Source organism: Secundilactobacillus mixtipabuli, from assembly GCF_002217925.1.
GTDB lineage: Bacteria > Bacillota > Bacilli > Lactobacillales > Lactobacillaceae > Secundilactobacillus > Secundilactobacillus mixtipabuli.
Genome location: NZ_BCMF01000003.1, coordinates 114,551 through 128,327, shown reverse-complemented (window position 1 = coordinate 128,327; position 13,777 = coordinate 114,551). Strand labels below are relative to the sequence as shown.

At 41.1% G+C, this 13,777-nt stretch carries 15 protein-coding genes; 5 read left to right on the top strand and 10 right to left on the bottom strand.

Annotation, left to right across the window (positions count from 1 at the left end; translation table 11 throughout):
- Nucleotides 1-15: 15 nt before the first annotated feature.
- Nucleotides 16-1,107, bottom strand: a complete 1,092-nt coding sequence (locus tag IWT5_RS03335) for a zinc-dependent alcohol dehydrogenase (protein WP_089108530.1) — start codon at nt 1,105-1,107, stop codon at nt 16-18.
- Nucleotides 1,108-1,678: 571 nt separating this feature from the next.
- Between IWT5_RS03335 and IWT5_RS03330 the strand changes: the two genes are divergently transcribed.
- Both IWT5_RS03330 and IWT5_RS03325 read left to right on the top strand, forming a co-directional pair.
- Nucleotides 1,679-2,386 (top strand): hypothetical protein, encoded by a 708-nt coding sequence (locus IWT5_RS03330; protein WP_089108529.1) that lies wholly within the window; start codon nt 1,679-1,681, stop codon nt 2,384-2,386.
- 86 nt (nt 2,387-2,472) lie between these two features.
- On the top strand, nt 2,473-2,613 hold the full coding sequence (locus tag IWT5_RS03325; RefSeq protein ID WP_089108528.1) for a terminase small subunit: 141 nt from the start codon (nt 2,473-2,475) through the stop codon (nt 2,611-2,613).
- A 615-nt stretch (nt 2,614-3,228) separates the two neighbouring features.
- Here IWT5_RS03325 and IWT5_RS03320 read toward each other — a convergent pair.
- Entirely contained in the window at nt 3,229-3,666 is a 438-nt protein-coding gene (locus tag IWT5_RS03320) for a hypothetical protein (protein WP_089108527.1), read from the bottom strand.
- A 372-nt stretch (nt 3,667-4,038) separates the two neighbouring features.
- On the opposite strand from IWT5_RS03320, the gene IWT5_RS03315 reads away from it, so the two are divergent.
- On the top strand, nt 4,039-5,205 hold the full coding sequence (locus tag IWT5_RS03315) for an ISL3 family transposase (protein WP_225360200.1): 1,167 nt from the start codon (nt 4,039-4,041) through the stop codon (nt 5,203-5,205).
- A 154-nt stretch (nt 5,206-5,359) separates the two neighbouring features.
- On the opposite strand, the gene IWT5_RS03310 is transcribed toward IWT5_RS03315, so the two are convergent.
- Complete coding sequence (locus tag IWT5_RS03310; protein WP_159459275.1) at nt 5,360-5,665, bottom strand: YciI family protein; 306 nt, start codon at nt 5,663-5,665, stop codon at nt 5,360-5,362.
- A complete protein-coding gene (locus IWT5_RS03305; protein WP_089108524.1) occupies nt 5,665-6,828 on the bottom strand; it encodes an alpha/beta hydrolase in 1,164 nt (387 codons plus the stop codon). The genes IWT5_RS03310 and IWT5_RS03305 overlap by 1 nt, the downstream gene beginning before the upstream one ends.
- A 217-nt stretch (nt 6,829-7,045) precedes the next feature.
- Here IWT5_RS03305 and IWT5_RS03300 point away from each other — a divergent pair, with 217 nt between their 5' ends.
- Nucleotides 7,046-7,510, top strand: a complete 465-nt coding sequence (locus IWT5_RS03300; protein WP_089108523.1) for an RrF2 family transcriptional regulator — start codon at nt 7,046-7,048, stop codon at nt 7,508-7,510.
- A 237-nt stretch (nt 7,511-7,747) separates the two neighbouring features.
- On the opposite strand, the gene IWT5_RS03295 is transcribed toward IWT5_RS03300, so the two are convergent.
- Nucleotides 7,748-8,446 carry a FadR/GntR family transcriptional regulator gene (locus IWT5_RS03295; RefSeq protein ID WP_089108522.1) on the bottom strand — a complete coding sequence of 233 codons (699 nt, stop codon included), beginning with the start codon at nt 8,444-8,446 and terminating at the stop codon, nt 7,748-7,750.
- A gap of 142 nt (nt 8,447-8,588) precedes the next feature.
- Between IWT5_RS03295 and IWT5_RS03290 the strand changes: the two genes are divergently transcribed.
- Complete coding sequence (locus tag IWT5_RS03290; protein ID WP_089108521.1) at nt 8,589-9,485, top strand: 3-hydroxyacyl-CoA dehydrogenase; 897 nt, start codon at nt 8,589-8,591, stop codon at nt 9,483-9,485.
- Between the two features lie 180 nt (nt 9,486-9,665).
- Here the strand turns inward: IWT5_RS03290 and IWT5_RS12180 are convergent, their stop codons facing one another.
- The 5 genes from IWT5_RS12180 to IWT5_RS03265 form a co-directional block, all read right to left on the bottom strand.
- Nucleotides 9,666-9,830 (bottom strand): hypothetical protein, encoded by a 165-nt coding sequence (locus IWT5_RS12180; protein WP_159459274.1) that lies wholly within the window; start codon nt 9,828-9,830, stop codon nt 9,666-9,668.
- A gap of 453 nt (nt 9,831-10,283) precedes the next feature.
- Entirely contained in the window at nt 10,284-11,135 is an 852-nt protein-coding gene (locus IWT5_RS03280; protein ID WP_089108519.1) for an NmrA family NAD(P)-binding protein, read from the bottom strand.
- A 482-nt stretch (nt 11,136-11,617) separates the two neighbouring features.
- Nucleotides 11,618-12,388 carry an acetoin reductase gene (locus tag IWT5_RS03275; RefSeq protein ID WP_089108518.1) on the bottom strand — a complete coding sequence of 257 codons (771 nt, stop codon included), beginning with the start codon at nt 12,386-12,388 and terminating at the stop codon, nt 11,618-11,620.
- A 21-nt stretch (nt 12,389-12,409) separates the two neighbouring features.
- Complete coding sequence (locus IWT5_RS03270; RefSeq protein ID WP_089108517.1) at nt 12,410-12,883, bottom strand: S-ribosylhomocysteine lyase; 474 nt, start codon at nt 12,881-12,883, stop codon at nt 12,410-12,412.
- A gap of 27 nt (nt 12,884-12,910) precedes the next feature.
- Nucleotides 12,911-13,771 (bottom strand): MetQ/NlpA family ABC transporter substrate-binding protein, encoded by an 861-nt coding sequence (locus tag IWT5_RS03265; protein ID WP_089108516.1) that lies wholly within the window; start codon nt 13,769-13,771, stop codon nt 12,911-12,913.
- Between the last annotated feature and the right edge of the window lie 6 nt (nt 13,772-13,777).

Below are 13,777 nucleotides of genomic sequence, written 5' to 3'. Positions count from 1 at the left end.
AGTGAAAGTAAATTATTAAAATTGAATAACTACTTTAATTGGATCACCTTCATGTGAGCGAACGATGCCTAAAGCCTCGTTTATCTTTTCTAGCGGGAATCGGTTGGTTACTAATTCACCACAGGTCAAACGACCCATTTCAGCAAGGGAGACTGCCCGTGCAACATTACCTCCGCCTTCTCCTCTACTCGTATGAATCTGAATACCCTGACGAATAGCAGAAGCTAAATCTAAGGTTACAGGCTTGCCATAAAATGCTATTAACAAAATTTGCCCGCCCCGACGTGTGGCTTCAATAAGTTGTTGTGGAATCATTGTTGCTCCGGCAGCATCAATTGCTACATGCACACCTTCGCCACCAGTTAATTCTTTGACTTTTTTCGGAACGTCTTTCACTTCTCCAGAATTAATCACGTAATCGGCACCTAACTTTTTGCCTAAATCCAGACGACTCTGAATTAAATCAGCTAAAATAACCTTTTTAGCACCTAACTGCTTAGCAAGTTGTACAGTCATCAGGCCCACAGGACCGCCACCGAAAATCAAAACATCCTCTCCGAGTAGATAACCGCCAATTGTATCAATTCCAAACAAGCCAGTACCAGCAGTAGTTAAAACCACTGCATCATCGAAGGTTAAACTGTCATTCATTTTGTATACAGAAGAAACTGAGTGAACTACATACTCTGCAAAGCCCCCATCGGCAGTCATACCTGAAGCCCATTGGCCCTTTTCTGGATTACCATAATTCAGACACATTGTATATTTACCAGCTAAACAGTTTTCGCATCTCCCACAGCCATGATGAGCCTCGATACAAACACGATCTCCAATCTCAAACTCATCAACTGAGTCTCCTAAGCCAACGATTGTTCCAGTCCATTCATGTCCAGGTGTGAATTTCCCAAATGGAGGGGTTAGAGGAAAATGTCCATCATAGATTTTCAAATCCGTACCGCACATACCACATTCGGCCACTTTAACTAATACTTGATCTGAAGCCGGAGTTGGAACTGGTTTATCAACGACCCGCATATCTCCAGGGCCAAACAAAACTGCTGCTTTCATCGTTTCTGGAATTTTAAATTTTTCACTAGTCTTAGTCATAAGATCGTCTCCTATCGTGTATTTTAATTTCCATAATCTGATTAATCGTCACTTTGTTCGCTCAATAATGAGCATGTAATTTTAAAAATAAACTGTTTTTTAAAACATTTACTGAATACAATTGGATTAAGCTAAAATCACGTTAACGTGCCGTCTTTAAGGATTTTCCCCTTTGACACCTATTAGTATATCTTTAAAAAGCCAAAAAATTATTTCATTTTAGCAACTAAGAATACCGATAAATTAGTCTCCATAAAAAAGTTTGAGCAAATAATCACATTTCATAAACTTGAAAAAAAGATTCTACATTCAACTACAATCAATAACTCGGTTAAAATTAACTAAACGGTTCAACTACGATGAGAAGACTATTCGCCGTGACGAACGTAAGGCTATCAATGAACTAAGCGTAATGATTTTTTGCATTGATGGGCTAAACGATATTTCCAAATAATGTCCTAAAGCAGTTCTCAAATGTCCGAACTAAAGATATTTCCAAATATATTTTTTCGTCTTCCTGAATTACTAAATTAACCGGATGAAGTCCTAGCAGTAATACCGGGGTTTTGTTATGCTTTTAGGGTTAGGGGATGTGAATGAAATGCAATTCGGAATTACAGGTATAGCGATAGGTGATTTGGCGGAGTGGGTCGGATCCATTGGCACCATTTTGGCTATTTTTTTCACGATTAGATACTATAACAAAGATAATAGAGTTGACTTAGGCATAAATGTTTCACAAAGCATTACCAAAGAGAGTGAAGGTGTAACGATAGTTTCAAACGGATGGACTTTCTCGGCTTTGAATATTAGTGCGGTTCCTAGTGCATTTGTATTTATGGGAATTCGATGGAAAGAAAGTTTAATAAAAACATTGTTTATTAATTTTTTAAACTATTTAATTCCTTCTCGGAAGTGGATCATCGAAAGCTTTAAACCTCAAATGGTCAATGTAAGAGATAATTTAATGAATATGTTATTGACCACTCCTGAAGAAATGTTTGGTACAAAAGACGGTAGAATAAAAAAGGTAGATCCTTACGAAAATTTAGAAATTCAACAATTTCCACAAGCTTATTTAATCGATAATTTAGCCAGAATGGCTTTTGAAAATACTAGGATTGTAAATAAATTCTTGTCAAAAAAGAAGTTAAAAGTTATTGCAACGTTTATGAGGTACGCTGGTAAAATATATAAGCTCGAATTGATATTAAAGCCAAGTAGTAATAAAAAAAGCTATTACGTTCAGATATTTCATTCAATGCATCGCTTTTTGTAGGAACCGATTTTGAGTTAAAGATGACGTTTTTTTATCATTTGTTTATTGAACTTTTTTAATCTGTAAACTGAAAAAAGGCCTGTGAGGTGGCAAAACTAACAATCAAACAACGAAAATTCATTGAATCATATATTGTCAGTGGTAATGCTACACAGGCAGCCATTGAAGCAGGCTATTCTAAGAAGGCAGCTGCACAAACTGGAAATGAAAAGTTTTATAAAACCTGATATTATGAAAGCTCTTGAAAGAAGAACTCAAGAGCTGCAATCTGTAAAGGTCGATTCACATTAAGATATTATTATTGAGCTTTTATCATCAGTTCGCCGGGGCGAAATTAAAAAAATAGTAACGCCATCAGGAATGATTGTTGAAGTGCCGGCTAAAATTACTGACAGAGTTAAAACTGCTGAAACAGTAAGAATTATTGATGATGTCCCTGATGAGGCACCACAAACAAGAGATAAGCGGTTTTACAGTCGATGTTTCTGATAGCTATACTGTCACTATTGCCCATCGTTTTATGAATTTCCCCCAATTAATAGCGTGTATGTAGACTGCTTTGAAGGGGAAAGGCAAAATTATAGTATATTCCGATTAACCCGTTTTGGAATACTGGCTCATGAACAAGTAGATGAAATCATTAGCATGCAAATAACGAAGTCTCAAGGGATGAAATTAAAGGAAAGATGTTTAAATACTACACACAATAGCTGGAAAATATGCAAACACACCTATTTTTACATAGTGCACAAATGGTGTACAACTAGCATTTCCCATGTTAAAGCACCGTCATACTGTGGTTAACGACTGCAGGTTCAAATCCTGTACTCTCCTTGCATAGTTCAATACAAATTATCATTATGGTCATTATTATGATACGCCCAAGAATCAAACCAGCCGGCATCGTAGCTATCATCATATGAATCACCTGAGTAGCCGCCACCACCTAATTTGTTATCAAGCCAGGTAAAGAATGCAATCATCAGAAATGGTGCCAATAGCATACCGACTATCATAAGAATATCTATGATTGGCCATTCCACATACGGCCAGACCCACTTCACAACCTTAATAATGAGTAGCCACGTACCAATCGTGGCGATCCATGACCGTTTTTTCTTAGTTGGGCGCTTCGCTTCTTGCTGTGCCTGCGGTTCAACCAGCGGGTGCTTCACTTTAGTTGTGGCACCAATCACGTATTTATAATGAATTGGTGCGGGCGAAGCTAATTTTTTGTACGTCTGCTGTGACGGTTTTGCCGATTTTAACTGAACGGTCATCTGGCCTGCTTCTTTCCGATTTATTCTCTGCTTTTCTAATTTTACTCTCTTATTAAAGTTGTTACATAAATAATTCAAAATAAAACGCTTGATAGGCTGTTATTGGCTACAGTTTATCAAGCGTTTTATATGCTTTATTTTGATTTTACCGGGTCTACAATTTCTGGTATTGGTGAATAACCAATGCCATTTTTTTTGATTGGTTTTAGGAAATTATAAAAGGACACGAGGTCCTCACATGTTACGATTAAATCGCCAAAGATAACCGAAAGTGAGGAAAACAGCGTGTCCCTAAGTAATGATTCTATCTTAAAGCTCTTCAAAATAACAGACCCTAATATCCAGATTACCCAGATTTATGAAGAAAGGTCGGTGGTTAAACAACTGACTCGCATTACTGAAGTTATTGAGGCGGAACTAACTTATCCCTTGAGTCATTGCCCTAATTGCGGGTATCCAACTTTAATTAAGAATGGTACTCATCAGGTTAATGCCCGATTGACACCTGTTAACGGCGGTAAGTACGTGTTAAAGCTTCATAAACAGCGTTATCTGTGTAAAACTTGTGGCACCACTTGCGGTGCCACATCATCCAATTTATTCTTTAATCACACATTGACTCCGGCGGTTCACCAAGCAGTGATGGAACTGGCTAAAGACTCATTAACGGCCACCGAAATAGCTAAACTGCTGGGGATCTCTGATGCGAGTGTAAGTCGGATCATTAATGAACACGCCCAGCGTCCTTATCGCCTTAAAGAGTTGCCAACTCAACTCTGTTTTGACGAATTTCGTTCAGCTAATCATCACATGTCATTTATCTGTTGCGCTGCACTGGCTCACCACCTGGTAACGACGTTGCCAGGTAGGTTAACGACTCAAATCATGGATTACTTCATCAACCGGTATTCTTTAACTGAGCGTCAGCGAGTTCAAAGTGTGGTAGTTGATTTAAACGCTCAATACTGTCACTTTATTAAGCGGATCTTTCCCAATGCTGAAATCGTAATCGATCGATTTCACATTATTCAACTGGCTGGACGAGCACTTGATCAAGCTCGTATTCAAGCTTTTCAGACCATTCCCGATCACCGCTCACGCCTCTATCGCATATTGAAATCTCATTGGCGCTTATTCCACCAAAATCAGGACACCATCAACGATGTTAAATCTGTCTATTTACGTGGTATTAACGAATATATGACGCAACAGAACGCCATCGACTTAATTCTATCAGCTTTTCCACGCTTCGCTGCCGTTTATGCGATTTATCAAACGATTTTAACTGCAATTAAACAGCGAAATGTTACCCAATTAGCTGCCTTAATTGACCATTATCAACGTAATCGAACCAGTATGGATACTGTCATGAACACTTTTAGAAAGAATCGTCAGGCCATCTTGAATGCCTGTCAATGTAAAAACTCAAATGGTCCCTTAGAAGGTATTAATCGTAAGATTAAGACGTTAAAACGTAACTGTTATGGCTTCCGTAATCTCAATAATTTCTTTAACCGCATTTCACTAATCCATAAATAGAAAAAAGAACAGCCACAAAATGTGACTGTTCTTATAAGGCATCACCAATACGATTTGACGATGACCCATTTATTCAGCACTCCCTTTTTTAGTTTGATGATGTTTTTCTCAAATCCAGTAAATGACGGTTCTTTGGCAACTGTTGTTGATAAATTCATTCAAAATTGCTTTCATCTAAATCGCCAAACTGTGGCTTCCATGGCGTGATGGTCATCGAAATTATCAAGTCATGGATATAGTATGGATCTTGCTTGATAATGGTCATCAAAGCATCGCGGTCTGCTACATGAAAAATCAAAATTGCCTGGCGCTTGTGATCACCCTGACTTGGGCCGGAAACTACTAAATTGCCGATTTTAATTTGTTCTTTGAGATATTTTACGTGGGCCAGAACGTACTTGGTCCAGCCAACGATATTATCATGGGTGTAAGTCACCACAAAGTATTGTCTTTTGGTCACTATTTTTCATCCTTTTTAAAAGTTCGGGCATCAACTGATTGGTAAAATGCGGCTAACGCATCAGAGACAGCCTGTGGTTGTTCCATCGGCATCATATGGGTACCGGGGTCCAAGGTGACTAGCTTAGAATTTGGATAGGCATTTGCCATTTGCTGCATGAGGGCAGGGACCGCAGAAGCATCCTGTTTACCGCCTAAAGCCAATACTGGCACTTTGATGTTCGGTGCTGTTTCCATTGCATCGCCTGCGGCCATTGCACGCCAAGCTGCGGCCCAGTTAGCCACGCTAATATGGCGAACGCACTCGCGACCATAGCGGACTTCCCAAGGATTACGGGCAATGGTTTCAGGTGTGAACCAGCGAATCAAGGATACTGCAACTTGTGCTTCCATACCCTCTTTTTCAGCAGCATCAGCACGGGCAGCCAACACTGGGAATCCTTTAAGACCAGTGGCAATTAAAGCTAATGAGCGTATGTCTTCAGGATAGTCGGCAGCCAAGGCCTGTGCAACCGCACCGCCGTATGAAGCACCGTAAATATCCGCTTTTTTGATACCAAGTTTACCCAACAACTTGTGCAAATCATCAGCTAATTGATCCAAACTCGTAGTGATTGGCGCATTGCGAGCCCAACCGTGACCACGAATATCATACGCGATGACCCGCGCACCAGTTTTAGCCAGTTGGGGGTAAACTTCACGCCAAGTGCGGTGATCCAGTGCCAAGCAGTGAATCAAGACGATAGGGAAGCCTTCACCGTGGTTGTCCCAAACCATCGTTTCATGATCGCCAACGTTTACTAATTCTTCAGTGACGTTTGGCCGTAAGCGTTGCTGTTCACTTTGCAGGTAAGGCGCAATTAACCGGGCGGCGTTAACGGCGCGGGGATTGCCGGCATAAATGCTAGCTAAATTGATCACATCTTGAATCTCATCATCTGTTGCGCCGGCTTGCTGAGCAGCCTTTGTATAAACTTGAAGCTGACCGTCCATATCGCCCATGCCAATCAGCATTGCCAAGGTATTCATTGCCCACTGGCGGTCGCCGATGATTGCGTTATCGTTCAGTTCTTTACCAGTGTTAGTGATTGCTCGGCTGAGCTGCGGTGTTAAGCGTGCTAACTCTGATACTTTTTTATCAACAATGGTTGAGTCGTCTGTCATATTTAAAATCTCCTTTTATCTATAGATAATAATTATCCAAAGATTAAAGCTATTTTACAACTTGCTCCGAGAAAGTCAACTGATAATCAAAAAGTTTAATAGCTTACCAAAGACAAGGTTTTGGAGTTTGACGGTGCTGTTTGCATCTAGGCGAGACTAGTTTTAAAGTTGTTTTACAGACTATTATGACCGGCTGAATGGCCGTAGGAGGAATAACATGAAATTTAAAATTGGAGTAGAACAAGCAATCTACGTGGTAGTAATTCTAGCGCGTCAAAAGGATCAACAGCCACTAAAAAGTAAATTGCTTAGTCAAATCCTACAAGTATCTGATTCTTATCTGCATAAAATTACGCATCAGCTGGCCGTACATGGCATCGTTGCTACTGATGCCAGCAAAACCGGTGGGATCACCTTAGCACGGCCAACTAGTGAGATTTCGCTGCTGGATATTTTTACTGCAATTGAAGGCGATGAGTCGTTTGCCTCTTGGAATAACTTGCGCGATCAAGTACTGCGGCTTGATCAGGCTGCATTTGATCAAAAATTCGACCAGGTCAGTCTACAGTTTGAACGTGCTGAGGCTAAATACAAAGAAACCTTGAGCCGATTGTCCATCGCTGATTTGCTTAGCGACGAGGCTTCCGCTTATGTGGACTGGCGAACGCTTGCTGACAAATAAAGAAGACCAAAAAAACGAGCTACTCATTTAAAGTAGCTCGCCAGTGGTTTATTCAATTAGTGGTTCCAAAAACCCATTTTGAAATGGTACTTATCTGAGTGGCAGTTCTGCCTCGATGCCATTTGTTACATTATTTGAAAATTAAAGAAGTTGTAGTACTTTAGCTATTTACTTAACAAATCTGGTACACATGAACCACACTTTTTTATGTTCTATTAAGTAAACTAGCCTATGGAATTAAGCCCGCATGAGATCTCGAAAGCTCCATTCAATCAAAGCGTGATCAAGGTCAACGGCCAGTTTAACGTTGCCATGACTGATAGCCTCTAGCAAATCTTGATTACGCTGAATAATCTCAGAATTGCCGCCATCCTTACTATTCCATTCCGCCAATTTTAGGTACATTGGCCGGAAGCTATTAATAATCAGCGGATAAACTTGATTTTGGGAAGCTAACGCGAGGGCATGAAAAAAGTTGAAAGTTGTAGTAGACCATTCTTGAACGTTGACTGCTTGTTTAAATTGATTCAGGGCTTGCTGTGCTAATTTCAAACTGGGCTTATCTTGCCTTTGTGCTGCCAAGGTCACGATGTTTTCCTCAGTAACAAGACGAAATTCGTAAATCGATTGAAGCAATGAGGTCTGATAATAACCCCCATCAAAATCAACCACCTGATTGAGTGTTTCTAGGTTACCTTCACTGTGATAGTCAGCAACAAAAGCACCTTGGCGCGGACGAATATGGATGAAGTGAAGCTGCTGTAATCGGTTTAAACCACTATTAATGACGGATCGGCTGACATTCATTTGCCGTGCCAATTCACGTTCATGAGGCAGCTTGTCACCTGGCTTTAATTGTCCTGTGATAATAGCATTCTTGATTTGTGTGACTAATAATTCTGTAGCGCTAGGTGCTTCAATCGGTTTGAATTTCATTATTTTGCCTCCTTGTACTGGTCATACCAGATACCAAAGATGATTTTATCACAAGAATTCAAGAAAAGGATTATTGTGTATTTACGCACAAGCAGAAATTTTATACCCTTTAGATAACCTATAAAATCTGGAGGGATTAATTATGACAATTAAGAATGTTACTGTAATTGGCGGCGGAGTTCTTGGTAGCCAAATTGCTTATCAAACTGCCTTTAAAGGCCTAAAAGTGGTCCTTTACGATATTAATGATGATGCGATGAAAACTGCAAAGAAACATATTGAACAGTTAAGAACAGCTTATCAGCGCGATTTGAAGATTACCGATAAAGATTTTGAAAAAGGACTCCAACAGCTGAGTTATACAACTGATTTGGCTACCGCTGCTAAGAATGCAGACTTAGTCATTGAAGCCATTCCAGAAAAATTAGACATCAAGAAAACGTTTTATGAATCATTAGCTAAAGTTGCCCCAGCAAAAACAATTTTTGCCAGCAATTCATCAACCCTATTACCTAGTCAGTTAAAAGATTTTACTGGTCGACCAGAACTTTACTTACACATTCATTTTGCAAACCAGATTTGGAGTCGCAATACTGCTGAAGTTATGGGCTCGCCTGAAACTTCAAAAGATGTGTTTGATCAAGTCGTTGATTTTGCCAAAACCATTGGCATGGTTCCAATCCCACTGAAAAAGGAACAGCCAAGATATGTGCTAAACTCGATGCTGATTCCGTGGCTAAATTCAGCTTTAGTTCTGTGGGCTAAAGGTGTCGCAGAGCCAACCACGATTGATAAAACGTGGATGATTGATTTAGGCGTTCAAGTGGGACCATTTGCTGTCTTGGATGCTATCGGTATGAAGACGCATTACAACATTGTTGTGTCCGAAGCTGAAGCCACTGATAACGATGATTTACGGTTAGTTGCTAAGAAGATGAAGGAACGGATTGATGCAAACAAATTGGGACCAACTACTGGTGAAGGCTTTTATCACTGGCCGAATCCTGAATTTATGGCGCCCGATTTTTTAACTAAGTAGCTTTCTTTAAGTACAACACCATTGTGAGGTGCAGCAAGCAAGTTAGATTTCTGTCTAACTATTATGAACAAAATGGCTCTATCCCGGTATTTATTATGGATAGAGCCATTTTATTATTTATGAAGTATTAATTTTAAGTTAGTCTATTTTGCTCACTGATTTTGACTTATTTCACACGCTCTAATACAAATTATCATTATGATCATCATTATGAAATGCCCACGAATCAAACCAGCCGGCATCGTAACTATCATCGTACGGATCACCCGAGTAGCCACCGCCACCACCTGTTTTGTTGTCGAGCCATACACAGAATAGGTACAGTAAGAACAACCCCAATAACATGAAGAATAGCATTCCCAGAGCTATCACCCAGGACTCTATGTACGGCCACACCCAAATACCAAGTTTTAAGAATAGATAGCCTGTCCCTATAGTAACCCACCAAGAGCTTTTTTTCTTCTTGACAGTACGTGTCTCTACACTGGCTTTCTCCTGAGGTTCAACTAGTGGGTGCTTAACTTTAGTAGTCGCGCCACTCATGTATTTATAGTGTGTCGATGCATATACTTCGTTATTTTGATACATCTGTTTTGACGGTCTTGCCGATTTTAACTGAACGGTCATCTAACTGGCTTCTCTCTATCGCATTTCTTACGTGTATTATTTTACGCTCTAATTAAGCCTGTCACAAAGGATTTCAACCAGAATATGGTTGCTTCAAAATTCACCCAATTTAAGCTTGGCGCTAAAAAACCTCTGACTTTAAAAATCAGAGGTTTTTTACGTTTTTAATGATTATAGATTCAATTCGCGTTTGATATACTCATGCATCGTCGTTGGTTTGCGACCCAATTGCCATTCAAGCACGCTGGTATTCCCGTCTAATCCCCAGTTGTTATAGGTGTTAGCTAAGTGTCTGAACCCTTCACGGAAGTATAGATCTTTGGCACCAAGATCATCGAGCCATTCATCGATTGGTTGGTAAATCGCTTTGTAATCCTTACCCGTAACTTCGTTAAAGATATCCATGCATTCGTTAAGTGTCAGCCGTTCAGTCCCTACCAACTCTAAGTCAGCCTTGTTATACTTTTGAGGATCGCCAACTACTTTGGCACAAACTTCAGCAACATCCGCTTCATCAACCCACGCTACGCTCTTCTTATCCAAATCAAAGAACATCTTATATTCACCGTTCTTCATGATTTCTTTTGGTGTAAAGTTATGCATGTAGTGAGTTGGTTGCAAAATGGTGTATGGCAGGTCTTCATTCATCGCAGTGTATAACAGGTGTTCCTCAATGTTTCGCTTGTCCACGTGTTGTAACAACGTCGTCAAGATTGGGTGAATAACTGAAACAAAGACGAACTGCTTCAAATGTGCTTTGACGGCCAAATCAATCATTGCTTTACCAATATATTCTTCTTGAGCGTTGAACAGCGGTGGCACGTAAACAATCTGATCACAGCTATCAATCAGTTCCTTTTGGAAATCAACGTTGGTCAGATCACCAACCATTGCTTTTTTGATTCCAGGCAAGTCCTTAACTTTAGGGTTGATATCTGATGCAATCACATCATAACCAGCGTCTACTAACCCTTTCACCATTGCTGAACCAGAATGACCACATGCAGAAGTTACTAAAATCATAATGATACCTCCATCAAGATGTATTTGATTTAACAATTATATTGTAACCGCTTTCCGTGCTAGATTTAGTTACATTTGGCTTGAAAGTGTCACGTCTTGTGAAAAATATTCAGTTTATTTGAATTCCGCTTTAAAAGTATGATTTGACTGTGTTTGAGTGATATAGGCAACTTCTGTTAATATTGTTCTGCTCTAAATCAGATAAGTAGTTTACTAGATCAACGAGATTGTGAATTTTTATGAATACGTGTAAGCAGATTTAGAACAGAGACAACAAGGCAACCAATTGTCACTCGAATTGGAGTGGCAATTGGTTGCCTTGTTATTATTGGTATTTGGTTCAAGCTATTTGATTTTACCTAGCGTAAACGTGTTCGCCGAGGCAGAGACCTGCATGTAAGGGTGCTTCACCACAAATCCAAGACCAGGATTTCTGGTAAAGCACCCTTACACTCCGGTCTCTAACCGCCTCGCCTCACACTCTAATGAAATCTCATTCCCCCATCAACTTGCAAACTCTGTCCGGTGACATAACCAGCTCCCGGACTCACAAACCAGGCAACCACTTCCGCTACATCGGCTGGGGTGGCTTCCCTGCCAATGGCAATTTCTGTCAGGCAATCGGCCTGCTGCTCCGGGATCGTCTTGTGCTTGATTGCCGCCGTCTTTTTATCGATAGCGTCACGCATTTTCGTGCGGACAATGCCTGGATTATAGGCGTTCACGGTAATTTTATCCTTGGCGAATTCCTTGGCTGCCGACTGCGTCAGTCCGCGAATGGCGAACTTCGATGCCGAATAGGCACTTTGCAGAGCTGAAGCTTCATACCCTGCCAGTGAAGCAGCGTTGACGATTCGGCCGCCGTGTCCCTGTTCCTTAAATTTCTTACCAGCCGCTTGAATGCCCCAGTAAGTCCCCTTTAAGTTCACATCTAATAATCGTTCAACCTGTGCTGGATCTGAATCGATAAAGCTTTCAATAAAGGCAACCCCTGCGTTGTTGACGTACACAGCCAATTCCCCTAAATCTTTGACCGCTGCATTCACAAGGTCAAACACCTCGTCGCGATGGGCCACATCCACGTGGTAGGCTTTGGCGCTATACCCCGCACTCTGCAGATCCTGTGCCACTTTTGCGGCCGTTGTGTCATTGATGTCAGCTACGGCAATAGCGTAACCATCCTTCGCTAAGCGGTGCGCAATTCCTTCACCAATACCTTGTCCTGAACCCGTTACAATCGCTAATTTAGCCATGCTAACAACCCCCTTGCTAACCTAAATGACGTGCCGTTCGAAAGGATCGTCGCTAATTCCTTTTTCCAGAATATCGTGAGACCATTGCTTTGCTGAGAACAGCGAGTGGTCACGGTAGTTACCGCAACTATAAATGTCGGTCCCCTGTACGTCCTTCCATTCAATCTTATTTGCGATTTCGTCCAACGACCCTTTCAAGGCCTTGGCAACTTCCGTGGTGGAATGCGTGCCCCATGTGATCAAATGAAATCCCGTCCGGCAGCCAAATGGTGAACAGTCGATCACACCGTCCAACCGGTCACGCAACAGGCCAGCCAATAGATGTTCAATGGTATGCAGCCCGGCAGTTGGAATGGCATTTTCGTTAGGCTGAACGAGCCGTAAATCATAGTTGCTGATGGTGTCGCCCTTTGCCCCGTGTTCCTCAGTAATCAACCGAACGTAGGGTGCTTTAACCTTTGTGTGATCCAATGTAAAACTTTCAACTTTAGCCATAATCAATGATCTCCTTTGTATTGTCTGTTATTTCAAATAACTGAGTGGCTTGTTAACTTCTATCTTGGTGCCATAATACTTATCCTTGATGTACTTCTGAATATCCTTCTGGTGATAGAGCTTAACCAGCTTCTTGTAGTTGGCGTTATCCTTGTTCTTCTCAGAAGTAGCCAGAATGTTGATGTTGTCCTTGGTGGATTGATCCACTTTTTCGTGGTAAATGGAATCCGTCAGCACGTGCAGATGGCCTTCCAGTGCCACCGTGTTGGAAATGAGCACGGCGTCCACATCGTTAATGATTCGTGGACCAGTCGTATCATCGATCTGTCTGAACTTAAAGTGCTTCGGATTACTCTTGATATCCTTGAGCGTCCCAACGTAACCAAAGTTCTTATCCAGCGTGATCAAACCGGCCTTTTGTAAAAGAATCAAACCACGAGCAGCTTGTGACGGATTATTGGCAATCGCAATTGTCGCACCAGCTGGGATATCCTTAACGTTCTTGTACTTCTTAGAATAGATCCCCATCGGTTCCAAGTAGGTGGTCCCTAACGCCGTTAACTTGTTGGCCTTATTCTGCTGGTTATAGGTCAAATAGTATGACCAGGATTGAAAGGCGTTCACGTCGACGTCACCATCCGCGGTTGCCTTGTTCAGCTGAACCCCATCCGCGATATTTTTTACCTTGATCTTCAACCCTAATTTCTTAGCGTCATCCGTCTTGGCAATGTGTTGCCAGATATCAATATCAGAGCCTTCGGAGCCAATCAAGATTGAACTCGAATGACTCTTGTTAGAAGCCTGCGAGCTGGAAATACTGTGAATCCCAAATCCGGCTAGAACCACCACGACCACGATACCAATTAACCAATAAGCGCTTTTCTTCATATACAA

Excerpts from the sequence above, each read along its gene's own strand:
- IWT5_RS03280 (WP_089108519.1), bottom strand. The coding sequence starts at position 11,135 with ATGATTTTAGTAACTTCTGCATGTGGTCATTCTGGTTCAGCAATGGTG.
- IWT5_RS03300 (WP_089108523.1), top strand. The coding sequence starts at position 7,046 with ATGAAATTTAAAATTGGAGTAGAACAAGCAATCTACGTGGTAGTAATT.
- IWT5_RS03265 (WP_089108516.1), bottom strand. The coding sequence starts at position 13,771 with ATGAAGAAAAGCGCTTATTGGTTAATTGGTATCGTGGTCGTGGTGGTT.
- IWT5_RS03335 (WP_089108530.1), bottom strand. The coding sequence starts at position 1,107 with ATGACTAAGACTAGTGAAAAATTTAAAATTCCAGAAACGATGAAAGCA.
- IWT5_RS03305 (WP_089108524.1), bottom strand. The coding sequence starts at position 6,828 with ATGACAGACGACTCAACCATTGTTGATAAAAAAGTATCAGAGTTAGCA.
- IWT5_RS03330 (WP_089108529.1), top strand. The coding sequence starts at position 1,679 with ATGCTTTTAGGGTTAGGGGATGTGAATGAAATGCAATTCGGAATTACA.
- IWT5_RS03295 (WP_089108522.1), bottom strand. The coding sequence starts at position 8,446 with ATGAAATTCAAACCGATTGAAGCACCTAGCGCTACAGAATTATTAGTC.
- IWT5_RS03290 (WP_089108521.1), top strand. The coding sequence starts at position 8,589 with ATGACAATTAAGAATGTTACTGTAATTGGCGGCGGAGTTCTTGGTAGC.
- IWT5_RS03320 (WP_089108527.1), bottom strand. The coding sequence starts at position 3,666 with ATGACCGTTCAGTTAAAATCGGCAAAACCGTCACAGCAGACGTACAAA.
- IWT5_RS12180 (WP_159459274.1), bottom strand. The coding sequence starts at position 9,830 with ATGTTATTGGGGTTGTTCTTACTGTACCTATTCTGTGTATGGCTCGAC.
- IWT5_RS03275 (WP_089108518.1), bottom strand. The coding sequence starts at position 12,388 with ATGGCTAAATTAGCGATTGTAACGGGTTCAGGACAAGGTATTGGTGAA.
- IWT5_RS03270 (WP_089108517.1), bottom strand. The coding sequence starts at position 12,883 with ATGGCTAAAGTTGAAAGTTTTACATTGGATCACACAAAGGTTAAAGCA.